Below are 24,716 nucleotides of genomic sequence, written 5' to 3' on the forward strand. Positions count from 1 at the left end.
TCGTCCGCCCTGTGCTCGTACGCGTAGCCAGTACTCGTACACATCCTCGTACGCCGGTCCGGCGTCCGGAGATGATCGCAGGTCAGCGCAGTGGGCGGTGCACGTTTTCCCGGGTGGAGGGACCGGGTGCGGCGTCGGCGATCCAGGGGCCGTCGCCGGAGGGGTCGAGGACTCCTTCCTCCAACCAGGCGTAGGTGCCCGTCAGGACGCCCTCGACGACCTTGCGGTCGAGGTCGTCGGTGTTGGACCAGAGCCGGCCGAAGAGTTCCTCGACGCGGATCCGGGACTGCCGGCAGAAGGCGTCGGCCAACTGGTAGGCCTCCCGGCCGTGCTCGTCGGCGGCGCGCAGGTGCTCGGCGCGGACGCAGGCGGCGCTCATGGCGAACAGTTCGGCGCCGATGTCGACGATCCGGCCGAGGAAGCCCTGCTTGGTCTCCATCCGGCCCTGCCACCGCGCCATGGCCAGGAACGTGGCGCGGGCGAGTTTGCGCGCGCCGCGTTCGACGTAGCGCAGGTGGACGGCGAGGTCGGGGTGGCCGGCGGGGTGGAACTCCCGGTAGGTGCCGGGGACCTGGCCGGCCCCGGCGGCCAGTTTCGGCAGCCAGCGGGCGTAGAAGCCGGCGGCGCGTGCCCCGGCCTTCGCCTTCTCCCCGAGGTCCTTCTCCGGGTCGATGAGGTCCCCCGCCACCGACAGGTGGGCGTCGACGGCCTCACGGGCGATGAGCAGGTGCATGATCTCCGTCGAGCCCTCGAAGATCCGGTTGATGCGCAGGTCGCGCAGCAGCTGTTCGGCCGGAACGGCCCGTTCGCCGCGGGCGGCGAGCGACTCGGCCGTCTCGAAGCCCCGGCCGCCGCGGATCTGGACCAGCTCGTCGGCCATCAGCCAGGCCATCTCGGAGCCGTAGAGCTTGGCGAGGGCCGCCTCGATGCGGATGTCGTTGCGGTCCTCGTCGGCCATCTGGGAGGCGAGGTCGACGACCGCTTCGAGGGCGAAGGTGGTGGCGGCGATGAAGGAGATCTTCGCGCCGACCGCCTCGTGCCGCGCGACGGGCCGGCCCCACTGCTCGCGGACGCCGGACCACTCGCGGGCGATCTTCAGGCACCATTTCCCGGCGCCGACGCACATGGCGGGCAGGGAGAGCCGGCCGGTGTTGAGGGTGGTCAGCGCGATCTTGAGGCCGGTGCCCTCGGCGCCGATGCGCTGGGCGGCGGGGACCCGTACGCCGTGGAAGCGGGTGACGCCGTTCTCCAGGCCGCGCAGGCCCATGAAGGCGTTGCGGTGCTCGACGGTGATGCCCGGCGAATCGGCCTCCACGACGAAGGCGGTGATCCCGCCCCGGTGGCTCTCGCTCCTGGGCACCCGGGCCATCACGACGAGCAGGTCGGCGACGACCCCGTTGGTGGTCCACAGCTTCACCCCGTCGAGGACGTACGCGTCCTCCCCGTCGGGAACGGCGGTGGTGGCCAGTCGCGCCGGGTCGGAGCCGACGTCTGGCTCGGTGAGCAGGAAGGCGCTGATGGCGCTGGTGGCGCAGCGTGGCAGGTAGGCGTCCTTCTGCTCCTGCGTGCCGAACATCTTCAACGGCTGGGGCACGCCGATCGACTGGTGCGCCGAGAGCAGGGCGCCGATGGCCGGGCTGACCGAGCCGACGAGGGCGAGCGCCTTGTTGTAGTAGACCTGGGTGAGGCCGAGGCCTCCGTACTCGGTGCCGATCTTCATCCCGAGGGCGCCGAGCTCCTTGAGCCCGCGCACCGTCTCGTCGGGGATCTTCGCCTCCCGCTCGATGCGGGCGCCGTCGACGTGCGTCTCGCAGAACTCCCGCAGCCGGGCCAGGAAGGCCTCGCCGCGCCGGACGTCCTCGTCGGCGGGGAGCGGATGGGGGTGGATCAGGTCGAGCCGGAAGCGGCCGAGGAAGAGCTCCTTGGCGAAGCTGGGCTTGCGCCAGCCCTGTTCGCGGGCCGCTTCCGCGACCTGCCGTGCCTCGCGCTCGGTCACCTTGGGCCGGGCGCCCGGCCGGGTCGCGCCGCCGGGCTGTACGGGCCGTGCGGGCTGTGCGGGCTGTGTTGCGGACATGCGGGGACTCACCTCGCCGCCGAGTCGGGGGCCGGCCAGGAGCTACCGGCCGGTGCTACCTGGGAGTCGTACCCACTGCGGGCGGTTCGGAAAAGGGGGACGGCCGGAGCCCCCGCACAGTGGGCTCCGGCCGTCGGCTCTTTGGCCGTACGGGATCAGATGTCGAGGCCGGTCAGGACCAGGACTCGCTCGTACGTGTAGTCGTCCATCGCGTAGCGCACGCCCTCGCGGCCCACACCGGACTGCTTGACGCCGCCGTAGGGCATCTGGTCGGCGCGGTAGGACGGCGCGTCGCCGACGACCACACCGCCGACCTCGAGCTCGCGGTGGGCACGGAAGGCGATCTGGATGTCGCGGGTGAAGACGCCGGTCTGGAGACCGAACTTCGAGTCGTTCACGGCGGCGAAGGCCTCGTCGGTGCCGTCGACCTTCTGCAGCGTCAGCACCGGTCCGAAGACCTCCTCGGTGGCGAGCTTGACGCCCGCCGGGACCTCCGCGAGGACGGTGGGCTCGTACGAGGCGCCCTGGCGCTTGCCGCCGGTGAGCAGCTTGGCGCCGCCGGACACCGCTTCGTCCACCCAGGACTCGACGCGCTTGGCGGCGTCCTCGGAGACCAGGGGGCCGACGTCGGTGGCGGAGTCGGACGGGTCGCCGGTGACCTGCTCACGGACCTTGTCGACGACCTTCTCGACCAGCCGGTCGTAGACGGTGGCGTCGGCGATCACGCGCTGCACGGAGATGCAGGACTGGCCGGCCTGGTAGTTCGAGAAGGTCGCGATACGGGTCGCGGCCCAGTCGAGGTCGGCCTCGGAGGCCCAGTCGGCCAGTACGACGGCCGCGGCGTTGCCGCCCAGCTCCAGGGTGCAGTGCTTGTGCGGCACCGACTGCTGGATGGCGTAGCCGACGGTGTCGGAGCCGGTGAAGGAGATGACGGGGAGGCGCTCGTCCTTGACCAGGGCGGGCATCTTGTCGTTCGCGACCGGGAGGACCGACCAGGAGCCGGCCGGGAGGTCGGTCTCGGCGAGCAGCTCGCCCAGGATCAGCCCGGAGAGGGGCGTGGCCGGGGCAGGCTTGAGGATGATCGGCGCACCGACGGCGATGGCCGGGGCCACCTTGTGGGCGCACAGGTTCAGCGGGAAGTTGAACGGCGCGATGCCGAGGACCGGACCCTTGACGAAGCGGCGCGTCAGCGCGAGCCGGCCGACGCCACCGGCGTCGGTGTCCAGGCGCTGGGCGTCTCCGCCGTTGAAGCGGCGGGCTTCCTCGGCGGCGAAGCGGAACACGGACACCGCACGGCCGACCTCGCCGCGGGCCCACTTGACGGGCTTGCCGTTCTCGGCGGAGATCAGCTGGGCGATCTCCTCCGTGCGCTCGGCCAGCCGCTTGGACATGTGGTCCAGGGCGGCCGCCCGTACGTGGGCGGGGGTCGCGGAGAACTCCGCCGTCACGGCGTACGCCGCGGCCACGGCCTCTTCGACCTGGGCGTCGGTGGGCACGCTCACGGTGCCGACCAGGCGACCGTCCCACGGGGAGTGGACGTCGAAGCTGTCCTCGCCGGTGGCCAGGCGGCCGGCGAGCCAGAAGGCGTGGGTGGAAGTCATGCGAATCCCGGCCCTTCGAATGTGTGCGGTGGGTCCTTGTCCCCTCCACCGTAGGACTCCGCCGGGGAAACGTCGTTTGTCCGGCGTGTAGTACACGCCGTGCGCGTCGCGCCGGTTTGTCACTGTCGTCCCGGCCGCGGCCGCTGATCAGGCCGGGGTGGAGGTGGCCTTGAGGGCCAGCCACAGCTCCATGCGGACGTCCGGGTCGTCCAGGGAGCGGCCTAGGATCTCCTCGACGCGCTTCATCCGGTAGCGCAGGGTGTGCCGGTGGACGCCGAGGTCGGCGGCGGCCGCGTCCCACTGACCGTGCCGGGAGAGCCACGCCTGGAGCGAGGCGACCAGGTCCCCGCGGCCGGTCGCGTCGTGCTCCCGCAGGGCCCGCAGGGTGCCGTCCGCGAAGGCCCGTACCGCGTCGTCGGCCAGCAGCGGCAGGACGGAGCCGGCCGCCATGTCCTCGTGCTCCACCATCGGCCGTCCGCGCCGGCGGGCCACCGCGAGGGCCTGGTCGGCCTGGGTGAGGGCGCCCGCCACCGTCGCCGGTCCGGCCGGCGCGGACAGGCCGATCACCAGCTCGTCGGGCTCCGGGCCGGTGGCGTCCCGGCCCCGCCTGACCTCCAGCGCCTCGGCGTGCGCCGCGCAGGCCTGGACGGCCGAGCCGCCGTCGGCCGCCAGGACCACGAGCCGCCCCGCCTCCGGGACCACCAGCAGGGTCTCCCCCGTACGGGCGGCCGCCGCCTCCACGGCGTCGGCCAGCAGCGCCAGCCCCTCGGGCCGGTCCGTGCCCGGGAGCGCCGGTTCGGCCACGACCAGCCGGAACGGCCCCTCCAGCAGGGCCCCGTACAGGTCCCCGGCCACGGCCCGCGCGTGCTCGGCCTGCCCGGCCAGCAGCATCCGCAGTACCGCCGAGCCCAGCCGGGACTCGGCGTCGTGCAGCGAGCGCGAGCGTTCGGTGGTGAGGGTGAGGAGGGCGACCGCGGAGTGCACGGCGTACCGCTCGGCCGTGCCCAGCGGGGCCCCGGTGCCGACGGCCAGCGCCCCCCTGGGCCGCCGCCCCGTACCGAGGGACTGGAGCTCCACCCGGTCCTCGGAGCCGCCGACCACGGCGCTGGCGGGCGCGGGCCGCTCCCGCAGCCGCTCCACGTCGGGGGTGAGCCGGGCGGCGCGCCGCGCGGCCCAGTCGGGGGCGGCCGCGACGACGGCGCCCGAGGTGTCGTAGAGCGCGGCCCAGCCGTGGACGTGGGCCGCCAGCTTCGTCAGCAGCTCGGCGGGGCCGTCCGGGGACAGCGCGGCGCGGGTCAGCTCGCGCTGCGCCTCGAAGCCGGCGGTGACGGCCCGGTACTGGTCGGCCGCGAGGGCGGCGGAGACGGCCTTGCTGATCGCCAGGAAGGGGGTCCGCCGCGGCACCTCCAGCAGCGGGAGGTCCTCGGCCCGGGCCGCGTCGACGAGGGCCTGCGGGATCTCCTCGTAGTTGACGCCGATCGCGAAGCCGATGCCGACGACCCCGGCGGCCGCCAGCCGGCGCACGTACCGGGCCATCTCCCGCGGGTCCTCGGCGTCCAGCTTCATCGCGGTGGTCAGGAGCAGTTCGCCGCCCTCCATGTAGGGGACGGGGTCGGCGAGCTCGCTGACGTGGGCCCAGCGCACGGGGGTGTCGAGGCGGCCCTCCCCCGCGCGGACGCTGAGCTTGAGCGCCGAGTGCTGGACGAGCGAGGCGAGGGTGAGCGGCATCGGTTACCAGGGGCCTTAGCGGGAGGAGGGGGCGCAAACGCAGGTCCGTCGGCTTCGGGTCCTCCGGCTTCCAGGGCCGTCGGGGCCGTCGGGGCCGTCGGGAGAAGAGCAGCAGAGGGCCGCCCGCGCTTTTCGCCTTGTCGTATGAACGGCTCTCCTCGATTCTGCCACCTCGTACGGTTCGGCGTACCGGTCAGGCCGTTCCGGCCAGCTTGATCAGCAGCGGAGCGGTCCGCTCGCCGCGGACGGAGGTCAGCGACAGCACCGCGTGCCCGGGCGGCACGCCGTGCGCCAGCTCCGAGGCGGACCAGCGCTCGCGCTCCACCTGCCGCACGGTGACCGCGTCCGTGGTGACGGCCTTGCCGGTGACCAGCTTGCGGAAGGCGTGGACGGCGCGGGTCAGCGGCTGGTCGGCGAAGACGGTCCGGTGGGTGACGTCCCGGGCCTCGACCCATTCGGTGCCCCAGGCCTCGGCGAAGCGCTTCCCGTCCCAGGTGGTGACCCCCGAGAAGGCCATCCGGCAGCCGACGGCCCCGAGCAGCGGGGTGCGCAGCGCCTCCGGTACGTCGTCCAGCGTGCGCAGGGCGAGCAGCACTCCGGCGTGCGCCGAGCGCAGCCGCTGGACGCCGCGCACCGTGCCGGGAGTCAGGGTGTGCGAGGCGTCGTCGAAGGCGAGGAAGGCGAAGAGGGAGCGGTCGGCGCGGGCGGTCGCGGCGGCGTTGAACTGGGCCAGCAGCAGCCGGGCCAGCATCCGGGAGGCGTCGGCGTGGCCCCGCTCGGGCAGGTCGACGCGCACCCGGACCGGGTGTTCCAGGGCGCGCAGCGAGAAGGGGCGGCCGGGTCCGTCGGGACCGTCACCCCCGACGTTGAAGAACGCGGCGAAGGCGGGGCGGTCCAGCAGGGCAACCCGGTCGGCGAGGGCGGGTCCGGGGTCCGCGGGGGCGCCGTGCTGGCGCTCCCGGGCGTCGAGCTCCCGCAGCATGGCGTGGTGCTCGCCGCCGGCCAGCGCTTCGCGCAGCGCGGTCAGGGCGGCGGGCACCCCGTCGAGCAGCTCGCGCAGCTCGGGCACGGCGGGGAAGCGGCCGCGGGCGGCCCGGAAGGGACCGATGAGCTGGGCGAGGGCGGTCGCGGAGCGTCGTACGTCGATCCCGGGGATGTCGCCGACGAAGGCCTCGGCGAGCAGGGTGGCGGCCTCGTCGGGGTCGGTGGCGCCGCCGTAGAGGTCGAGGTCGTGGACGGAGGCGGGGTCGCCGACGCGGACCACGACGTCGTAGGCCTCGTCCGGGCCGAGCGGGGCGCCGGCCGCGCCGACGGCCACGACGGCGGCCTGTCCGGCGAGCGCCTGGAGGGCGAGCGCCTCGACGACGGGCCGCACCAGCCGGACCGTCTTGCCGGTCCCGGACGGGCCGACGGCCAGCAGCGAGGTGCCGAGGACGTCGGGGGCGAGCGCGAGCGCGGTGCCGCGGCGGACGTAGGGGTTGCGCGGGCCGTCCTCGACGGTGCCGAGGAGCACCTGCCGGGCCAGCAGGTCGTGCCGGGCCGTCCGCGCGGGCAGGTCGCGCGCGCCCGACGGGTGCGCGCAGGCGGCGGCGCCCTTGTCCCGTACGGCGTCGGCGAAGGCCCGCGCGCGGGAGGGGTCGACGCGGACGGACTCCCAGGCCCGGCGGATCCGGGCGTAGTCGACGTCGTTCATCCGCCCGGACTCCGCCTCCCGCGCCAGCCGGTCGGCCACGTCCGCCATCCCGGCCCCGCGCACCTGCGGCCACCGCGCGGGGTCGTCGGGCCCTCCCGGCACGGGCGGGGCCGGCGCGGCGGGGCGCGCCACGCGTGCGGAGCGGCCGCCGCCGATGATCCGGCGGCCGAGCTCGGGCCAGCGGCCCAGGCGCCCGAAGCCCACGGCCAGGCCGCCGGCGACCACGGCGTACCAGAGGTACGAGGCCACGACGGAGGGCAGCGTCCCGGCCCAGGAGTCGGGCGTGAACATGTAGAGCGGCCACAGCCAGAAGCCGCCGAGGTAGCCGTTCCACAGCAGGGACCACAGCAGCAGGCCGGCCAGCAGGGCGATCAGGGCGCCGCTGACCAGCTGACGGGTCGGGGTCTCCTCGGGTTCCTCGTCGGCCCGCGGGACGTGCCCGTACGACCACACGCCGGGCCCGACGCCCGAGCGCGGGACCCGCAGCCAGTCCGTGAGGGCGGGATGGGTGGCGGGAGCGTGGCGGGGCTTCGGCGGGTGGACGGGTGGGCCCGCGGGTCCCGGTACGTGACCCGCGCGGGTGGTCTGCCCGTCGTACGTGCCCTCGGTGTCCATGAAACCCCTGCCCCCTGCCCGTTCCGTGCGCTGCGCTGCGGCGCTCAATCTAGTGCCCGGGCGGGCGTCCGGCCCGTGCCCCGGCCCGATCCGCGGGACACCCCCGTCGCCCTTCCTATGGCCGCCACGGACAAGGACACGCGGGCACCACTCCCGAACGGAGCATGCAGTACCCCCTCCCCCGGGCCTAGCCTGCGGACAAAGACACAAGTGCGTCCGAAAACACCCCCAGGAGCCCCCTATGACCTCTGTCCCGCAGGAGCGCCGCATCGTCACCGCGATCCCCGGCCCCAAGTCGCAGGAGCTGCAGGCCCGCCGTCTGGAGACGGTCGCCGGCGGCGTGGGCTCCGTGCTCCCCGTCTTCACGGCCCGCGCGGACGGCGGCATCATCGAGGACGTCGACGGCAACCGCCTGATCGACTTCGGTTCCGGTATCGCCGTGACCTCCGTCGGCGCCTCCGCCGAGGCCGTCGTGCGCCGCGCCTCCGCGCAGCTCGCGAACTTCACGCACACCTGTTTCATGGTCACCCCGTACGAGGGCTACGTCGAGGTCTGCGAGGCCCTCGCCGAACTGACCCCGGGTGACCACGCCAAGAAGTCGGCCCTGTTCAACTCGGGCGCCGAGGCCGTCGAGAACGCCGTCAAGATCGCCCGTTCGTACACCAAGCGCCAGGCCGTCGTCGTCTTCGACCACGGCTACCACGGCCGTACGAACCTGACGATGGCGCTGACCTCGAAGAACATGCCGTACAAGCAGGGCTTCGGGCCGTTCGCCCCCGAGGTCTACCGCGTGCCGGTCGCCTACGGCTACCGCTGGCCCACCGGTGCCGAGAACTGCGGCCCCGAGGCCGCCGCCCAGGCGATCGACCAGATCAGCAAGCAGATCGGCGCCGACAACGTCGCCGCGATCATCATCGAGCCGGTCCTCGGCGAGGGCGGCTTCATCGAGCCGGCCAAGGGATTCCTGCCGGCCCTCGTGAAGTTCGCCAATGACAACGGCATCGTCTTCGTCGCCGACGAGATCCAGTCCGGATTCTGCCGCACCGGCCAGTGGTTCGCGTGCGAGGACGAGGGCATCGTCCCGGACCTGATCACCACCGCCAAGGGCATCGCGGGCGGCCTGCCGCTCGCCGCCGTGACCGGCCGCGCCGAGATCATGGACTCCGTGCACGGCGGTGGCCTGGGCGGTACGTACGGCGGCAACCCGGTGGCGTGCGCCGGCGCGCTCGGCTCCATCGAGACCATGAAGGAGCTCGACCTCAACGCCAAGGCGAAGAAGATCGAGTCCCTGATGAAGGCCCGTCTGACGGCCATGCAGGAGAAGTTCGCCCACAGCGACCGGTTCAGCATCGGCGACATCCGCGGTCGCGGCGCGATGATCGCCATCGAGCTGGTGAAGGACGACGCCACCAAGGCACCGGCTCCCGAGGTCGCCGCGGCCGTCGCCAAGGCCTGTCACGCCGAGGGCGTTCTCGTCCTCACCTGCGGCACCTACGGCAACGTGCTCCGCTTCCTCCCGCCGATCGTCATCGGCGAGGACCTGCTGAACGAGGGCCTGGACATCATCGAGGCCGCTTTCGCGGGCATCTGATCGAAGGTCTAGAACATCCGAACGCGGCGACCGCCCTCTACCACCGGTAACGGTCGGGCGCTGTGAAGAAGGTGTGGGGGGCCGATGTCGGGAGCGCGTTCCGGCTGTCGGTCCCCCTTTCGCTGCCGTACGGTTTCTGCAGATGAGTGAGACACCCCGTTCCCGGGAAACCGGGGGCGACACCAGTGCCGGGCTTCCCCAGCGCCGTACTGGGCATGCGTTCGCGCACACTCCTCACCGATCGGACGGCCGTCCGCCCCAAACCCCCCGGGGCGCGCGGCAACCCGATCCGGGCGGCCGTCCCGGAACCATCCCCCCTGTTCCGGGACGGCCGGCCACTCTCCTCCTGGTGTCCTCCGCGCTCCTCGTTCTCGGGCTGATCACCTGGCAGGTCCTCGTGTCGGGCCCGCTGCTGATTCCCGACGAGCGGCTGAGCGGCGCGCTGGTCCGTACCGTCCCCGACTCCGTCACCGAGCGGCTCTCGGACCTCGGCAACGTACCCGTCGCCCTGCCCGTGCTGCTGCTGTGCGCCGCGTACGCGGCCCGGCGCGGCGACCGGTGGGGCGCCCTGGCTTCGGTCGGGGCCATGGCCCTGGTTCCGGCGCTCGTGGTCCCGCTGAAGGTGTGGACCGGCCGCCCGGGCCCGCTGGAGCCCTGGGCCGCCGGCTACTTCCCCTCGGGGCACACCGCCACCGCGGCCGTCGCCTACCTCGGCGCGGCCCTGCTCGTCTCCCCGTACGTCCGCCGCCCCTGGCCGACGGCCGCCGCCCTCGTACTGACGGGGGCGACGGCCGTCGGCCTGGTGGTGCGGGGCTTCCACTGGCCGCTGGACGTACTGGCCAGCCTCCTGCTGTGCGTGCCCCTGCTGCTGGGAGTGGCGCGGGTCAGCCGCCGAAGTACGCGTCGAAGTTCCGGCTGAACTCCCAGGACCCGAACCGGTCCCAGTTGATGGACCAGGTCATCAGTCCGCGCAGCGCGGGCCATGTGCCGTGCGTCCGGTACGTGCCGCAGTCGGTCTTCTTCGTGAGGCAGTCCAGCGCCTTGTTCACCTCGGCGGGCGGGGTGTGTCCGTTGCCGGCGTTCGTCGTGGCGGGCAGGCCTACGGCGACCTGTTCGGGGCGCAGCGGCGGGAAGACGCGGGCGGTGTTCCCGGCCACCGGGAAGCCCGTGAGCAGCATGTCGGTCATGGCGATGTGGAAGTCCGCGCCGCCCATGGAGTGGTACTGGTTGTCGAGTCCCATGATCGGGCCCGAGTTGTAGTCCTGGACGTGCAGCAGGGTGAGGTCGTCGCGCAGGGCGTGGATGACGGGGAGGTAGGCGCCGGCGCGGGGGTCCTGGCCGCCCCAGGGGCCGGAGCCGTAGAACTGGTAGCCCAGCTGGACGAAGAAGGTCTCCGGAGCCATGGTCAGGACGAAGTCCGGGCCGTACCTGGCCTTCAGGGTCTTCAGCGCCGAGATGAGGTTGACGACGACGGGGGTGGTGGGGTTCCGGAAGTCGGTGTCCCCGGTCGCCAGGGACAGGGAGTGGCCCTCGAAGTCGATGTCGAGGCCGTCGAGGCCGTACTCGTCGATGATCTTGCCGACCGAGGAGACGAAGGTGTCGCGCGCGGCCGTGGTGGCCAGCTGCACCTGGCCGTTCTGACCCCCGATGGAGATGAGCACCTTCTTGCCGGCGGCCTGCTTGGCCTTGACGGCCGCCTTGAACTCCGCCGGTGATTCGACGTTCGGGCATTCGGCGACCGGGCAGAGCCGGAAGCGGATGTCGCCCGAGGTCACCGAGGTCGGTTCGCCGAAGGCGAGGTTGATGACGTCCCAGGAGGCCGGCACGTCGGCCATCCGGAGGTAGCCCGAGCCGTTGGCGAAGCTCGCGTGCAGGTATCCGACGAGCGCGTGCGCGGGCAGGCCCGGGTCGCCGGGGTCGCCGCCGGCGGTGGTGGTCGCGGAGACGGGGGCGCTCGGCGGGGACTGGCCCGCCGCGTTCGCGGCGCTGACCCGGAAGGTGTACGTCGTGGACGCGGCGAGGCCGGTGACGGTCGCCGAGGCGGTGGTGACCGGGAGCGGCGCGGCGCCGTCCCGGTGGACGGTGTACGAGGTGGCTCCGGGCACGGCGGTCCAGGACAGCGCCACGGAGGCGGCCGAGGTCGCGGTCGCCGTCAGGCCGGTGGGGGCGGCCGGGAGCTGGGGCCGGCCGGGGTCGGGGCCCACCACGGTGACATCGTCGGTGAAGTGCGCCGGCTGGCCGTACCAGCCGTGGGTGTAGACCGTCACCGAGGTCGTCGAGGGGCCGGTGCGGAAGGTGGTCGTCAGCTGCTTCCAGGCGCCGGGGCTCTGCGTCCAGGTCGACACGTCGGTGGTGCCGGTCCCGCTCGCGCCGAGGTAGACGTACGCACCCTGTACCCAGGCGCCGAGCGTGTAGGTGGAGTCGGGCTTCACGGTGACGGTCTGGGCGCAGCGGGCTTGGTCCTGGCCGGCCGGGGTGGCCTTGAGGGCGGAACTGCCGCCGTGGACGGGTGTGGTGACGACGGCTCCGCTGCCCGCCGAGCAGCTCCAGCCGTCCAGGCCGGCCTCGAAGCCGCCGTTGCGGGCGAGGTCGGCGTCGGCCGCCGTGGCGGGCGGGCCCGCGGTGAGGAGGCCGGCCACCGCCAGGGCGGCGGCCGTGAGGAATGACAGGGCTCTGCGCACAACTGCCTCCGGGGCATGGGGGGATGGAGGGGGTCAGCGGCGCCCAACATGGTCCAGACCAATGCTGTTGTCAAGGGTTCCGCCCGCCGCGCTCCGCCGCGGCCGCCCCCCCATGGCGGTCACGGCGGCCTCGTGCCTGGCGAGCTCCGGCACGGCCGGGCCGGTCAGGGCGCCCCGGCCGTCCGGGAGCATCAGCCGGCGCACCCCGCCGGTCGCCCGGCCCGGGTACGGGACCACGGGGCGGGCTCGACGCGGCGCGCGGACCGCGCTCAGCTGTCGAAGCCGAGGCCCAGCCGGTCCAGGGTCCGCAGCCACAGGTTCCGGTGTCCGCCGCGCCGGTCGGCGCGGGCCAGGGACCACTTGGTGAGGGTGATGCCCGTCCAGGCGAAGGGTTCGGGCGGGAAGGGCAGCGGCTTGGACTTCACCATCGCCAGCCGGGTGCGCTCGGTGGGCACCCCGTCGAGCAGGTCGAGCATCACGTCCGCGCCGAACCGGGTGGCTCCCACCCCGAGCCCGGTGTAGCCGGCCGCATAGGCGACCCGGCCCGAGTGCGCGGTGCCGAAGAAGGCCGAGAAGCGCGAGCAGGTGTCGATGGCCCCGCCCCAGGCGTGGCTGAAACGCACCCCCTCCAGCTGCGGGAACGCCGTGAAGAAGTGCTCGGCGAGCTTGAGGTAGGTCTCGGGGCGGTGGTCGTACTCGGAGTCGAGCTTCCCCCGGTAGGGGTAGATCGCGTCGTAGCCGCCCCACAGGATGCGGTGGTCCTTGGTGATCCGGAAGTAGTGGAACTGGTTGGCGCTGTCGCCCAGTCCCTGCCGGTTCTTCCAGCCGATGGCGGCGAGCTGCGCCTCGTCCAGCGGTTCGGTCATCAGCGCGTAGTCGTAGACCGGCACGGTGAACGGGCGGATGCGCCGGACGAGCGACGGGAAGATGTTGGTGCCCAGGGCCACCCGGCGGGCGAGGATCGTGCCGTAGGGGGTCTCGACGGTCATCCCGGCGCCGGCCGGGGCCATCCTCAGGCCGCGGGTGTTCTCGTAGATCCGCACGCCGAGCTCCCCGCACGCCCGCTTGAGGCCCCAGGCCAGCTTCGCCGGGTTGAGCATGGCGACGCCGTCGCGGTCCCACAGGCCCGCGAGGAAGGTCGGGGAGTCGACCTCGGCGCGCAGCGCGTCGCCCTCCAGCCACTCGGAGCCGCCGGCGAGGCCGAGGCGCAGGGCCGCCTCGTGGAGTTCGCGCAGTTCCTCCACCTGGTGGGGTTCGGTGGCGACGTCGATCTCGCCGGTGCGCTCGAAGTCGCAGTCGATGCCGTAGCGGGCGACCGCTTCCTCGATGGCGTCGAGGTTGCGGGCGCCCAGCTCCTCCAGCCGGGCGAGCTCGTCCGGCCAGCGGGACATGCCGTTGGCGAGGCCGTGGGTGAGGGAGGCGGCGCAGAATCCGCCGTTGCGGCCGGAGGCGGCCCAGCCCGCCTCCTTGCTCTCGATCAGTACGACGTCCCGGCCGGGGTCGCGCTCCTTGGCGAGGAGCGCGGTCCACAGTCCGCTGTAGCCGCCGCCGACGACCAGCAGGTCGCACCGCTCGTCGGTGGTGAGCGCGGGCTCCGCGGCGGGCTTGCCGGGGTCGTCCAGCCAGTACGAGACCGGCTTCGCTTCGGAAAGGGATTTCGCAACACTACGCATGGCGACTGGGGCCATGGCTTCCAACTCCCTACAGGGGTCTACTTCGGTTGTGCCTTCTTGCGGCGGTTGCCGACCGTCTGGCCGGCCAGGACCACCAGCACCGCGATGACGAACATCGCCGTGCCGATGACGTTGATCTGTACAGGCGTACCGCGCTGCGCCGACCCCCACACGAACATGGGGAAGGTGACGGTGTTGCCCGAGTTGAAGTTGGTGATGATGAAGTCGTCGAAGGAGAGCGCGAAGGACAGCAGCGCACCCGCCGCGATACCCGGCGCCGCGATCGGCAGCGTGACCCGTACGAAGGTCTGCACCGGCCCCGCGTAGAGGTCGCGGGCGGCCTCCTCCAGCCGCGGGTCCATGGACATGACCCGCGCCTTGACGGCGGCGACGACGAAGCTGAGGCAGAACATGATGTGGGCGATCAGGATCGTCCAGAAGCCCAGCTCGATGCCCATGTTCAGGAAGAGGGCGAGCAGCGAGGCGGCCATGACGATCTCGGGCATGGCCATGGGCATGAAGATCAGCGAATTGACCGCGCCCCGCGCCCGGAAGCGGTAGCGGACGAGCGCGAAGGCGATCGCCGTGCCCAGGGCGGTGGCCGCGAGGGTGGACCACAGGGCGATCTGGAGCGACAGCGAGAGGGAGCCGCACAGGTCGGCGACCCCGCAGGGGTCCTTCCACGCGTCGAGCGAGAACTCCTGCCAGGCGTAGTTGAACCGCCCGGTGGGGTTGTTGAAGGAGAAGACGGTGACGACGAGGTTCGGCAGGATCAGGTAGGCGAGCGTGCCGAGGCCCGCGACGACCACGAGATTGCGCCGGAGCCAGGCGATGGGGGTGCGCATCAGACCAGGTCCTCCGTTCCCGCTCGGCGGATGTAGATGGTGACCATGATCAACACGATGGCCATGAGGATGAAGGACAGCGCGGCAGCCGTCGGGTAGTCGAGGATCCGCAGGTACTGCGACTGGATGACGTTGCCGATCATCCGGGTGTCCGTGGAGCCGAGGAGCTCGGCGTTCACGTAGTCGCCGCTGGCCGGAATGAAGGTGAGCAGGGTCCCGGAGACCACGCCCGGCATGGAGAGCGGGAAGGTGACCTTCCGGAAGACCGTGGCGGGGCGGGCGTACAGGTCCCCGGCCGCCTCGTGGAGGCGGGTGTCGATGCGCTCCAGGGAGGAGTACAGCGGCAGGATCATGAAGGGGAGGAAGTTGTAGGTCAGGCCGCAGACCACCGCGAGCGGCGTGGCCAGCACCCGGTCGCCCTGGGTCATGCCGAGCCAGCTGGTGACGTCCAGGAAGCCGATGCCGTTCAGGAAGCCGACGACGGGGCCCCCGTCCGCGAGGATCGTCTTCCAGGCCAGGGTGCGGATCAGGAAGCTGGTGAAGAACGGGGCGATGACCAGCACCAGCAGCAGGTTGCGCCAGCGGCCGGCCTTGAAGGCGATCAGGTAGGCCAGCGGGTAGCCGAGCAGCAGGCACAGCGCGGTGGCGGTGCCGGCGTACAGCAGGGAGCGCAGGAACTGCGGGTAGTACTCGGTGAAGGCGTCCCAGTAGGTCCGGAAGTGCCAGGTGACCTGGAAGCCCTCTTCGAGGGAGCCGGTCTGCACCGAGGTGGAGGCCTGGTAGACCATCGGCAGCACGAAGAAGACCAGCAGCCACAGGATTCCGGGGAGCAGCAGCCAGTACGGGACCAGCCGCTTGCGCCGGGACGGCCTGTGCACCGGCGGCTCGGCGGGGGCGGGCGCCTGGGGCGGCGCCGCGGTGACGGTCACGCGGCCTCCTCCCCGGTCTCGATGCCGGCGTCGATGTCCTGAGCGGCGTCCAGGCCGAAGGAGTGCTCCGGGTTCCAGTGCAGGACCACCTCGGCGCCCGGGACCAGGCGGGCGTCCCGCTCGATGTTCTGGGCGTAGACCTCCAGCTCGGGAGAGACCTCGCTGTCGATCACGAACTGGGTGGAGACGCCGATGAAGGCGGAGTGGCCGATCCGGCCGGAGACCCTGTTCCGGCCCGCCGCGACGGTGTGCGCCTCGTCGGCGTGCACCAGCGATATCTTCTCCGGGCGCACTCCGACCAGCAGCTTCCCGCCGGCGCGGGGGGTGGTGGCGCAGCGGGCCGCCGGCAGCCGGAGCTTCGTACCGGAGGCGGAGACCACGACCTCGGAGCCGGCGGTTTCCACGGAGGCCTCGATGAGGTTCGAGGTGCCGAGGAAGTTCGCCACGAAGGTGGTGCCCGGGTTCTCGTACAGCTCGGCGGGGGCGCCCAGCTGCTCGACGCGCCCTCCGTTCATGACGGCGACCGTGTCGGCCATCGTCATGGCCTCCTCCTGGTCGTGCGTGACGTGCACGAAGGTGATGCCGACCTCGGTCTGGATCCGCTTGAGCTCCAGCTGCATCTGGCGGCGCAGTTTGAGGTCGAGGGCGCCCAGCGGCTCGTCGAGCAGGAGCACCTGGGGGTGGTTGATCAGGGCGCGGGCGACGGCGACGCGCTGCTGCTGGCCGCCGGAGAGCTGGTGCGGCTTGCGCTGGGCGAACTGGCCGAGCTGGACCAGCTCCAGCATGTCGTCGACCTGCTTCTTGACCGACTTGATGCCGCGGCGGCGCAGGCCGAAGGCGACGTTCTCGTAGATGTCGAGGTGCGGGAACAGCGCGTAGCTCTGGAAGACCGTGTTGACGGGGCGTTTGTACGGCGGCAGGTGGGTGACCTCGCGGTCGCCGAGGCGGACGGTGCCGGTGGACGGCTCCTCCAGGCCGGCGATCATGCGCAGGGTGGTGGTCTTCCCGCAGCCCGAGGCACCGAGCAGGGCGAAGAAGGAGCCCTGGGGGATGGTGAGATCCAGCGGGTGCACGGCGGTGAAGGTGCCGTAGTGCTTGCTGATCCCGGCGAGTCGGACGTCGCCGCCCGCGTTCTTGTCAGTCATGGGTGGGTCCCGGGGTTGGGTGGGGAAGATGTCGGGGGACTCGGCGGCCCGGAACGCGGCCGGGCCGGGAGCTAGGCGCCGATGAGCTTGGCGAACTTCTCCTCGTACGCCGTCTCTTCCTCGCCGGTGAGGGAGCGGAAGGCGTGGGACTTGGCCGTCATCGCCCGGTCCGGAACGATCAGGGTGTTCTCGGCGAGCTCGGGGTCGATCTTCGCCAGCTCGTCCTTGACGCCTTCGACCGGGCAGACGTAGCTGATGAACGCGGCCAGCTGGGCGGCGACCGGGAGCTCGTAGTAGTAGTCGACGAGCCGTTCCGCGTTGGCCTTGTGCCGGGCCTTGGCGGGGACCAGCAGGTTGTCGCTGGAGGTGATGTAGCCGGCGGCCGGTATCGCGTACTTGATGTCCGGGTTGCCGGCCTGGAGCTGGATGACGTCGCCCGCCCAGGCGAGGCAGGCGGCGAGGTCGCCCTTGTCGAGGTCCGCCGTGTAGTCGTTGCCCGTGAAGCGGCGGATCTGGTTCTTGTCCACGCCCTTCTGGAGCCGGCCGATCGCCTCGTCGTAGTCGGCCGTGGTGAAGTTCGCCGGGTCCTTGCCCTGGTCGAGCAGGGTCATGCCGACGCTGTCGCGCATCTCGGTGAGGAAGCCGACCCGCCCCTTGAGGGTGGGGTCGTCGAGCAGCTGCGTGACGGAGTCGACGGTCCGGCCTTCGGTGGCCTTGGAGTTGTAGGCGATGACGGTGGAGATGCCGGTCCAGGGATAGCTGTACGCGCGGCCCGGGTCCCAGTCGGGGCTGCGGAACTGCGGGGACAGGTTCGCGAAGGCGTGCGGGAGGTGGGCCGGGTCCAGTTTCTGCGCCCACCCGAGGCGGATGATGCGGGCGGCGAGCCAGTCGGTGACGACGAGGAGGTCGCGGCCGGTGTCCTGGCCGGCCGCGAGCTGCGGCCGGATCTTGCCGAAGAACTCGACGTTGTCGTTGATGTCCTCGGTGTACTTGACCTCGATCCCGGTCCTCTTGGTGAACTCCTCCAACGTGGGGCGGGACTTCTCGTCCTCGCCGACGTCCATGTACTCGGTCCAGTTGGAGAAGTTGATCTCCTTCTCCCGGTCCGAGTGGTCGTCGGAGGCCACCGCGGAGTCGCCCGTACGCTGGGCGGGCGGGATGCCGCACCCGGCGAGGGCGGACAGGCCTCCGAGGGTGAGCGCTCCGACTCCGGAGGCGCGCAGCAGCGAGCGTCGGGTCAGGGACCCGCGTCCGCTGGTGAGGCTGCGCCGCATCGCGGCGAGTTGCGCCGCCGAGAGGCGGTCGGGCTCGAACTGCTCCATGCGCGTTGCCCTTTCGGGATGTTACGTCCGCCGGTCGAGCGGATACGTGGTTAGCGGTCCCCGAAGATCGTGCGGTGCCAGTCCTTCGCGGCCACCGCCGTGTTGTCGTACATCACATGCTTGACCTGCGTGTACTCCTCGAAGGAGTACGAGCTCATGTCCTTCCCGTAGCCGCTCGCCTTGTAGCCGCCGTGCGGCATCTCGCTGATGATCGGGATGTGGTCGTTGACCCATACGCAACCAGCCTTGATCTCGCGGGTGGCGCGGTTCGCGCGGTAGAGGTCGCGGCTCCAGGCCGAGGCCGCGAGGCCGTACGGGGTGTCGTTGGCCAACGCGATGCCCTCGTCGTCGGTGTCGAAGGGCAGGACGACGAGGACCGGGCCGAAGATCTCGGACTGGACGACCTCGCTGTCCTGGTCGGCGCCGGCGATGAGGGTGGGCCGGTAGTACGCGCCGTCCGCCAGCTCGCCGGCGGGGATCTCGCCGCCGGTGACGACGGTGGCGTAGGCGCGGGCGCGCTCGACGAAGCCGGCGACCCGGTCGCGGTGGGCGTGGGAGACCAGCGGGCCGAGGTCGGTGGTGGCCGCGAAGGGGTCACCCAGGCGGACCGTCTCCATCAGCTCCGCGACCCGGGCGACGAACGCGTCGTGCAGGGGCCGCTGGACGTACGCGCGGGTGGCGGCGGTGCAGTCCTGACCAGTGTTGATGAGGGAGGCGGCGACGGCGCCGTGCGCGGCCGCCTCCAGGTCGGCGTCGTCGAAGACCAGGAAGGGGGCCTTGCCGCCGAGTTCCAGGTGGAGGCGCTTGACGGTGGCGGTGGCGATCTCGGCGACGCGCTTGCCGACGGCGGTGGAGCCGGTGAAGGAGGTCATGACCACGTCGGGGTGGCCGACCAGGTGCTCCCCCGCCTCGCGGCCGGCGCCGGTGACGATGTTGATCACGCCGTCGGGCAGGCCCGCCCGCCGCGCGGCCTGAGCGAACATCAGCGAGGTCAGCGGGGTGAGCTCGGCGGGCTTGAGCACGATCGTGTTGCCTGCCGCGACGGCCGGGAGGATCTTCCAGGCCGCCATCTGGAGCGGATAGTTCCAGGGCGCGATGGAGCCGACGACCCCGATGGCCTCACGGCGTACGTAGGAGGTGTGGTCGCCGGAGTACTCGGCGGCGGCCTGCCCCTGGAGGTGCCGCGCGGCACCCGCGAAGAAGGCGGTGTTGTCGATGGTCCCCGGTACGTCGAACTCCGTGGACAGCTTGATCGGTTTGCCGCACTGGAGGGACTCGGCGTACGCGAAGTCCTCCGCCTCCTCGGCCAGTACGGCGGCCAGCCGGTGCAGGGCGTCCGAGCGCTCCCCGGGGGTGGCGCCGGACCAGGCCGGGAAAGCTCTCTTGGCGGCGGCGACGGCCTCGTCCACGTCCGCCGTGCTCGCCAGTTCGTAGGTGAGGACCTCGTCACCGGTGGCCGGGTCGACCACGGTGTGTGACTGTCCGGAGGTGCCGGGCCTCAGTCGCCCCTCGATGTACTGCGCGCCTTCTGCGAAGCGGTCCTTGACCTGGAAGCGGTTGCCCATCACGCTCTCACGCTCTCCGTAGCTACAGTTCGGACTACAGCCGAATTGAGTGCCGATCCTGACAGAGGGGATGCCCTCGGCCAAGTGATTCCGTTGTTGCCTTTTGATTACGCGACGGAATCGGTCGACCATGTGTCGAGGCACACCGGAAATCCCGTACGAAGTGTCAGTGGCGACTGCCACACTCGCGTGCATGGAGATGATCGAGGACCTGATCAAGCAGGTCAGCCGGGGTGAACGGGTGAAGTTCCTGCCCTTCTGGGGACACCGGCCGCGGGCGGACGGCTCGCTCGGACCGAGCTGTCTGAGCCAGTGGTGGCCGTCCGCTTTCACTGTGGGTGACGTCCGCTACGCGACCGCGGAGCACTGGATGATGGCCGGGAAGGCCCGGCTGTTCGGGGACCCGCAGGCGGAGCGCGCCGCCCTGGAGGCCGAGAGCCCGGCGGAGGCGAAGAAGGCCGGGCGGCTGGTGCGCGGCTTCGACGACGCCGTGTGGAAGCGCGAGCGGTTCGACCTCGTGGTGGCGGGCAGCGTGCACAAGTTCTCCTCCGACCCGTCGCTGCGCTCGTACCTGCTGTCCACGGGGAACCGCGTGCTGGTGGAGGCGAGCCCGATGGACCGCGTCTGGGGCATCGGACTGGCGGCGGACGACGAGCGCGCGCTGGACCCGGCCCGGTGGCGCGGGCTGAACCTGCTGGGCTTCGCCCTGATGCGGGCGCGGGAGCAGCTGCGGACCGGCGCGGTATGACGGAGCCGGGCGGCGGCCGCCGCCCGGTACGTCGGCGCGGACGGCTGCCGCGGGGAGGGCGCCGGGGCAGTCGGTCGCCGTCGTCGCCCCGGGGCTCCGGTCCGCGGGCGGCGGACTGTACGGGCCGTCAGATCTTCTCGCTGACCGGCGTGTCCGAGTACGGGCTGTCGTAGTCGGGGTCCGACCCGGATCCGTCGAACATGAAGCCGGCGAACACGGCGACCGTCATCACGGCGCCCAGCGCGATGCCCACGGCCCCCGTGATGATGCCGGCCAGCGCCATGGAGCCGTTGTCCGCCTCGCCGCGGGCCGCCCGGCCCCTGCCCAGCACACCGAAGACGATCGCGGCGATGCCGAGCGGTACCCCGAGGAAGCCGGTGACGCATCCCATCACGGCGACGAGGGCGACGACGCCGAGGACGAGGGCGGCGGTGCCGTGGCCGTTCCGCCGGGGCGCGCCGTAGGCCCGGTAACCGGCGTGGGTGGGGTGGTGCGGGTACGCGGGCGCACCGAGGTACCCGGCGTGGCCCGGACCGGCGTACCCGGCGTCGCCCGGGTACCCCGTGTCACCGGCGTACCCGTAGCCCGGCTGGGCGGGGGGCGGGCCGGGGTACCCGTAACCGCCGGGGCTGTGCGGGGCCGGGTATCCGTACACCGGCGCGTGGGTACCGGGCGCGGGCGGGGCGGCGGGCGCGTACGACGGCGCCGGCGCGGTCGGTGGTGTCGCGCCGCCCGGCACCGCCGCGGCCGTCGGGCCGCCCTGCTCGGACGGCGGGCCCGGCACCCCCTGCTGGTCGCGCGGATCCCCCGCCGGCCCGGGCGGCGGTGCCCACGGGTCCAGCGGCTCGGAGCTCTTCCCGGTCATACGGCGCCCCCCTCTCGTACAGCCATGCTATGCGCTGCCACTGACAGTCACCGGGCTGCCTACGATGAAGCCGAATCACCCGCACCCGCGTCCACCCGGAGGCACCTTCATGACCGACCTGCACCCCTTCATCGCGGGCCTGCCCAAGGCCGAACTGCACGTCCACCACGTGGGATCGGCGTCTCCGCGCATCGTGGCCGAGCTCGCCTCCCGGCACCCCGACTCGAAGGTCCCGACCGACCCCGAGGCGCTCGCCGACTACTTCACCTTCACCGACTTCGCGCACTTCATCGACGTGTACCTGTCGGTCGTCGACCTGGTCCGCACCCCGGACGACGTGCGCGACCTCACCTACGACATCGCCCGCGACATGGCCCGGCAGAACATCCGCTACGCCGAGCTGACCATCACGCCGTACTCCTCCACCCGCCGCGGCATCGACGAGAAGGCCTTCATGGAGGCCATCGAGGACGCCCGCAAGGCGGCCGAGACGGAACTCGGCGTCGTCCTGCGCTGGTGCTTCGACATCCCCGGCGAGGCGGGCCACGAGGCCGCGGCCGAGACCGCCCGCCTCGCCGTCGACCTGCGCCCCGAGGGCCTGGTCTCCTTCGGCCTCGGCGGCCCCGAGATCGGCGTGCCGCGCCCGCAGTTCAAGCCCTACTTCGACCGGGCCCGGGCCGCGGGCCTGCACAGCGTGCCGCACGCCGGCGAGACCACCGGCCCGGAGACGATCTGGGACGCCGTCCGCGAGTTGGGCGCCGTGCGCATCGGCCACGGCACCAGCGCCACGCGGGACCCGGAGCTCCTCGCGTACCTCGCCGAGCACCGCATCGCGCTGGAGGTGTGCCCGACCTCCAACATCGCCACCCGCGCGGTGACCGACCTCGACCTGCACCCGGTCAAGGAGATGGTCGCGGCCGGCGTGCTCGTCACCATCAACAGCGACGACCCGCCGATGTTCGGCTCCGACCTCAACAACGAGTACGCGGTGGCCGCCCGCCTCCTGGAGCTCGACGAGCGCGGACTCGCCCAGCTCGCCAAGAACGCCGTGGAGGCCTCCTTCCTCGACCCGGCCGGCAAGGCTCGGCTCGCCGAGGAGATCGACGCGTACACCGAGGCGTGGCTCGCGCGCTGACGCCGCTTTGATCGCGCAGCCCCCGAGAATGGGCCCATGCGCACCCTGACTGCCGTCGGCCACCGCGGCGATCCCTACCGTGTCCGAGAGAACACCCTGGCCTCGATCCGTTCCGCCTTCGCCCGCGGGGCGGACGCGGTCGAGATCGACGTACGGCTGACCCGTGACGGGGTGCCGGTCCTGCTCCACGACGAGACGCTCCAGCGGCTGTGGAGGCACGACGTGCGTCTCGACGCCGTCACGGCCGCGCAGCTCAAGGAGTTGACGCAGGGCGGGATCCCGACCCTGCGCGAGGCCCTGATGGCGGCCGGGGCGGGCCGGGTGATGCTCGACCTGCCCGGCGCCACCGCCGAGTCGGTACGGACGGTGGTGGGCCAGGTGCGGGAGTGCGGGGCGCGCGACCGTACGTACTACTGCGCCGGCCCGGACAGCATGCTGGCGGTCCGCGCCGCCGATCCGGGGGCGGAGATCGCGCTGACCTGGACCACGCTGTCGCCCCCGCGCCGGGTGCTGATCGACGCCGTGGCGCCGCGCTGGCTCAACTACCGCTTCGGGCTGGTCGGCCCGGAACTGGTGACCGCGCTGCACCGGGACGGGCTGCTGGTCTCGGCCTGGACCGCGGACACCAGGAGGACGATGCGCGCGCTCGTCGGCGCCGGGGTCGACTCCGTCACCACGAACCGGGTGGACGTGCTGGACGACGTACGGTCCCGCGCCGGCGTGCCGGCCGCGTCGCGGTGAGACCCGCACTCGCCCGAGGAGATGTCCCGGCAGGCGGGTTCGGGCATGCGCACCGCCCGGGCGACGGCGAAGGGGCGGACCATGGACGTGCTGTCCACTGTCCGCCCCCGAGGCGCTGTGCTCCGGCCGCAGCGACCGGCTACGGGCTGATCAGCTGCTGACGCCGGCCGGCGATCAGCCGTCGAGCGAGGTCATCACGTGCTTGATGCGCGTGTAGTCCTCGAAGCCGTAGGCGGAGAGGTCCTTGCCGTAGCCGGACTTCTTGAAGCCGCCGTGCGGCATCTCGGCGACGAGCGGGATGTGGGTGTTGATCCACACACAGCCGAAGTCGAGGTTCTTGGACATCCGCATCGCGCGGCCGTGGTCCTTGGTCCACACGGAGGAGGCGAGCGCGAACTCGACGCCGTTCGCGTACTCCAGGGCCTGGGCCTCGTCGGCGAAGGACTGGACGGTGATGACGGGGCCGAAGACCTCGTTCTGGATGATCTCGTCGTCCTGCTTGAGGCCCGAGACCACGGTCGGGGCGTAGAAGAAGCCCTTCTCGCCGACCTGGTGGCCGCCCGCCTCGACCTTGGCGTGGGCGGGGAGGCGCTCGATGAAGCCCGCGACCTGCTTGAGCTGGTTCGGGTTGTTCAGCGGGCCGTAGAGCACGTCCTCGTCGTCCGGCAGGCCGGTCTTGGTGTCGGCCGCGGCCTTGGCGAGCGCGGTCACGAACTCGTCGTGGATCGACTGGTGCACGATGACGCGGGTGGCGGCCGTACAGTCCTGGCCGGCGTTGAAGTAGCCCGCGACCGCGATGTCCTCGACCGCCTTGGCGATGTCGGCGTCCTCGAAGACGACGACCGGGGCCTTGCCGCCGAGCTCCAGGTGAACGCGCTTGACGTCCTTCGAGGCGCTCTCGGCGACCTGCATGCCGGCGCGCACCGAGCCGGTGATGGAGGCCATCGCCGGAGTGGAGTGCTCGACCATGGCCTTGCCGGTCTCGCGGTCACCGCAGATGACGTTGAAGACGCCCTTGGGCAGGACCGAGTCGATGATCTCCGCCATCAGGACGGTGGAGGCCGGGGTGGTGTCCGACGGCTTGAGCACCACCGTGTTGCCCGCGGCGATGGCCGGGGCGAACTTCCACACGGCCATCATCATCGGGTAGTTCCACGGCGCGACCTGGGCGCAGACGCCGACCGGCTCACGGCGGATGATCGAGGTCATCCCCTCCATGTACTCGCCGGCCGAACGGCCCTCCAGCAGTCGGGCGGCGCCCGCGAAGAAGCGGATCTGGTCCACCATCGGCGGAAGCTCCTCGCTGGCCGTGAGGCCCAGCGGCTTGCCGGTGTTCTCGGACTCGGCGGCGACGAGCTCGTCGGCGCGCGCCTCGAAGGCGTCCGCGATCTTCAGGAGCGCCTTCTGGCGCTCCGACGGGGTGGTGTCGCGCCAGCCCGGGAAAGCCGCGGCCGCGGCGGCCATCGCGGCGTCGACATCTGCCTGGCCCGAGAGCGGCGCGGTCGCGTAGGCCTCGCCGGTGGCCGGGTTGACCACCTCGGTGGTCCGCCCGTCGGCGGCGTCCTTGAACTCCCCGCCGATGTAGTTGCGCAGACGACGCAGTTCGGTGGTCACTACAGCCACACTCCTGATCACATGTCCAACGATTGAGACGATTCCCCCAGCCTAGCTCCTCGGCGGAGGCTTTCGACAGACCCGGACATCACCAACTACGAAATCCGTGAGATCCAGCTCGCCAAACAACGGATTTCATCGATTCCGTCTT

At 72.1% G+C, this 24,716-nt stretch carries 18 protein-coding genes; 5 read left to right on the forward strand and 13 right to left on the reverse strand.

Features of this window, described 5'->3' with window-relative positions:
* Positions 1-82 precede the first annotated feature (82 nt).
* The 4 genes from ACWFQ8_RS00160 to ACWFQ8_RS00175 all read right to left on the reverse strand — a co-directional run bounded on the left by ACWFQ8_RS00160 (position 83) and on the right by ACWFQ8_RS00175 (position 7,711).
* Positions 83-2,074 (reverse strand): acyl-CoA dehydrogenase family protein, encoded by a 1,992-nt coding sequence (locus tag ACWFQ8_RS00160; protein ID WP_453783931.1) that lies wholly within the window; start codon positions 2,072-2,074, stop codon positions 83-85.
* 155 nt (positions 2,075-2,229) lie between these two features.
* On the reverse strand, positions 2,230-3,675 hold the full coding sequence (locus ACWFQ8_RS00165) for an aldehyde dehydrogenase family protein (RefSeq protein ID WP_453783932.1): 1,446 nt from the start codon (positions 3,673-3,675) through the stop codon (positions 2,230-2,232).
* 147 nt (positions 3,676-3,822) lie between these two features.
* On the reverse strand, positions 3,823-5,403 hold the full coding sequence (locus tag ACWFQ8_RS00170) for a PucR family transcriptional regulator (protein ID WP_453783933.1): 1,581 nt from the start codon (positions 5,401-5,403) through the stop codon (positions 3,823-3,825).
* 193 nt (positions 5,404-5,596) lie between these two features.
* On the reverse strand, positions 5,597-7,711 hold the full coding sequence (locus ACWFQ8_RS00175) for an ATP-binding protein (RefSeq protein ID WP_453783934.1): 2,115 nt from the start codon (positions 7,709-7,711) through the stop codon (positions 5,597-5,599).
* A gap of 241 nt (positions 7,712-7,952) precedes the next feature.
* On the opposite strand from ACWFQ8_RS00175, the gene gabT reads away from it, so the two are divergent.
* Positions 7,953-9,302 (forward strand): 4-aminobutyrate--2-oxoglutarate transaminase, encoded by a 1,350-nt coding sequence (gene gabT / locus ACWFQ8_RS00180; RefSeq protein WP_453783935.1) that lies wholly within the window; start codon positions 7,953-7,955, stop codon positions 9,300-9,302.
* A 349-nt stretch (positions 9,303-9,651) separates the two neighbouring features.
* Positions 9,652-10,221: a phosphatase PAP2 family protein gene (locus ACWFQ8_RS00185; RefSeq protein ID WP_453783936.1), complete on the forward strand. Its 570-nt coding sequence runs from the start codon at positions 9,652-9,654 to the stop codon at positions 10,219-10,221.
* On the opposite strand, the gene ACWFQ8_RS00190 is transcribed toward ACWFQ8_RS00185, so the two are convergent.
* The 7 genes from ACWFQ8_RS00190 to ACWFQ8_RS00220 form a co-directional block, all read right to left on the reverse strand.
* Positions 10,187-11,971 carry a chitinase gene (locus ACWFQ8_RS00190; protein WP_453784272.1) on the reverse strand — a complete coding sequence of 595 codons (1,785 nt, stop codon included), beginning with the start codon at positions 11,969-11,971 and terminating at the stop codon, positions 10,187-10,189. The genes ACWFQ8_RS00185 and ACWFQ8_RS00190 overlap by 35 nt on opposite strands.
* 281 nt (positions 11,972-12,252) lie before the next feature.
* Positions 12,253-13,671, reverse strand: a complete 1,419-nt coding sequence (locus ACWFQ8_RS00195; RefSeq protein WP_453783937.1) for an NAD(P)/FAD-dependent oxidoreductase — start codon at positions 13,669-13,671, stop codon at positions 12,253-12,255.
* Positions 13,672-13,694: 23 nt separating this feature from the next.
* Positions 13,695-14,501 (reverse strand): ABC transporter permease, encoded by an 807-nt coding sequence (locus ACWFQ8_RS00200; protein ID WP_453783938.1) that lies wholly within the window; start codon positions 14,499-14,501, stop codon positions 13,695-13,697.
* Positions 14,501-15,430, reverse strand: coding sequence for an ABC transporter permease (locus ACWFQ8_RS00205; protein ID WP_453783939.1), 930 nt, complete (start codon positions 15,428-15,430; stop codon positions 14,501-14,503). Before ACWFQ8_RS00205 ends, ACWFQ8_RS00200 begins: the two co-directional genes overlap by 1 nt.
* Positions 15,427-16,575, reverse strand: a complete 1,149-nt coding sequence (locus tag ACWFQ8_RS00210; protein ID WP_453783940.1) for an ABC transporter ATP-binding protein — start codon at positions 16,573-16,575, stop codon at positions 15,427-15,429. Before ACWFQ8_RS00210 ends, ACWFQ8_RS00205 begins: the two co-directional genes overlap by 4 nt.
* A 71-nt stretch (positions 16,576-16,646) precedes the next feature.
* On the reverse strand, positions 16,647-17,897 hold the full coding sequence (locus ACWFQ8_RS00215) for a polyamine ABC transporter substrate-binding protein (RefSeq protein WP_453783941.1): 1,251 nt from the start codon (positions 17,895-17,897) through the stop codon (positions 16,647-16,649).
* A gap of 50 nt (positions 17,898-17,947) precedes the next feature.
* The gene (locus ACWFQ8_RS00220) at positions 17,948-19,462 is read right to left on the reverse strand and encodes a gamma-aminobutyraldehyde dehydrogenase (protein WP_453784273.1); all 1,515 of its coding nucleotides are present in this window, start codon (positions 19,460-19,462) and stop codon (positions 17,948-17,950) included.
* Between the two features lie 193 nt (positions 19,463-19,655).
* Here ACWFQ8_RS00220 and ACWFQ8_RS00225 point away from each other — a divergent pair, with 193 nt between their 5' ends.
* Positions 19,656-20,210: an NADAR family protein gene (locus ACWFQ8_RS00225; RefSeq protein ID WP_453783942.1), complete on the forward strand. Its 555-nt coding sequence runs from the start codon at positions 19,656-19,658 to the stop codon at positions 20,208-20,210.
* Positions 20,211-20,337: 127 nt separating this feature from the next.
* Here the strand turns inward: ACWFQ8_RS00225 and ACWFQ8_RS00230 are convergent, their stop codons facing one another.
* Positions 20,338-21,075 (reverse strand): DUF4190 domain-containing protein, encoded by a 738-nt coding sequence (locus tag ACWFQ8_RS00230; protein ID WP_453783943.1) that lies wholly within the window; start codon positions 21,073-21,075, stop codon positions 20,338-20,340.
* Positions 21,076-21,184: 109 nt separating this feature from the next.
* On the opposite strand from ACWFQ8_RS00230, the gene ACWFQ8_RS00235 reads away from it, so the two are divergent.
* Together ACWFQ8_RS00235 and ACWFQ8_RS00240 are read left to right on the forward strand one after the other, a co-directional pair.
* Complete coding sequence (locus ACWFQ8_RS00235; protein ID WP_453783944.1) at positions 21,185-22,210, forward strand: adenosine deaminase; 1,026 nt, start codon at positions 21,185-21,187, stop codon at positions 22,208-22,210.
* A gap of 36 nt (positions 22,211-22,246) precedes the next feature.
* Positions 22,247-22,951, forward strand: a complete 705-nt coding sequence (locus ACWFQ8_RS00240; RefSeq protein ID WP_453783945.1) for a glycerophosphodiester phosphodiesterase — start codon at positions 22,247-22,249, stop codon at positions 22,949-22,951.
* A 174-nt stretch (positions 22,952-23,125) separates the two neighbouring features.
* On the opposite strand, the gene ACWFQ8_RS00245 is transcribed toward ACWFQ8_RS00240, so the two are convergent.
* Positions 23,126-24,565, reverse strand: coding sequence for a gamma-aminobutyraldehyde dehydrogenase (locus ACWFQ8_RS00245; RefSeq protein ID WP_453783946.1), 1,440 nt, complete (start codon positions 24,563-24,565; stop codon positions 23,126-23,128).
* Positions 24,566-24,716 lie beyond the last annotated feature (151 nt).

Source organism: Streptomyces sp. NPDC055254 (genome assembly GCF_053606025.1).

Excerpts from the sequence above, each read along its gene's own strand:
- ACWFQ8_RS00160 (WP_453783931.1), bottom strand. The coding sequence starts at position 2,074 with ATGTCCGCAACACAGCCCGCACAGCCCGCACGGCCCGTACAGCCCGGC.
- ACWFQ8_RS00165 (WP_453783932.1), bottom strand. The coding sequence starts at position 3,675 with ATGACTTCCACCCACGCCTTCTGGCTCGCCGGCCGCCTGGCCACCGGC.
- ACWFQ8_RS00170 (WP_453783933.1), bottom strand. The coding sequence starts at position 5,403 with ATGCCGCTCACCCTCGCCTCGCTCGTCCAGCACTCGGCGCTCAAGCTC.
- ACWFQ8_RS00175 (WP_453783934.1), bottom strand. The coding sequence starts at position 7,711 with ATGGACACCGAGGGCACGTACGACGGGCAGACCACCCGCGCGGGTCAC.
- gabT (WP_453783935.1), top strand. The coding sequence starts at position 7,953 with ATGACCTCTGTCCCGCAGGAGCGCCGCATCGTCACCGCGATCCCCGGC.
- ACWFQ8_RS00195 (WP_453783937.1), bottom strand. The coding sequence starts at position 13,671 with ATGGCCCCAGTCGCCATGCGTAGTGTTGCGAAATCCCTTTCCGAAGCG.
- ACWFQ8_RS00200 (WP_453783938.1), bottom strand. The coding sequence starts at position 14,501 with ATGCGCACCCCCATCGCCTGGCTCCGGCGCAATCTCGTGGTCGTCGCG.
- ACWFQ8_RS00210 (WP_453783940.1), bottom strand. The coding sequence starts at position 16,575 with ATGACTGACAAGAACGCGGGCGGCGACGTCCGACTCGCCGGGATCAGC.
- ACWFQ8_RS00215 (WP_453783941.1), bottom strand. The coding sequence starts at position 17,897 with ATGGAGCAGTTCGAGCCCGACCGCCTCTCGGCGGCGCAACTCGCCGCG.
- ACWFQ8_RS00220 (WP_453784273.1), bottom strand. The coding sequence starts at position 19,462 with ATGGGCAACCGCTTCCAGGTCAAGGACCGCTTCGCAGAAGGCGCGCAG.
- ACWFQ8_RS00225 (WP_453783942.1), top strand. The coding sequence starts at position 19,656 with ATGGAGATGATCGAGGACCTGATCAAGCAGGTCAGCCGGGGTGAACGG.
- ACWFQ8_RS00230 (WP_453783943.1), bottom strand. The coding sequence starts at position 21,075 with ATGACCGGGAAGAGCTCCGAGCCGCTGGACCCGTGGGCACCGCCGCCC.
- ACWFQ8_RS00235 (WP_453783944.1), top strand. The coding sequence starts at position 21,185 with ATGACCGACCTGCACCCCTTCATCGCGGGCCTGCCCAAGGCCGAACTG.
- ACWFQ8_RS00240 (WP_453783945.1), top strand. The coding sequence starts at position 22,247 with ATGCGCACCCTGACTGCCGTCGGCCACCGCGGCGATCCCTACCGTGTC.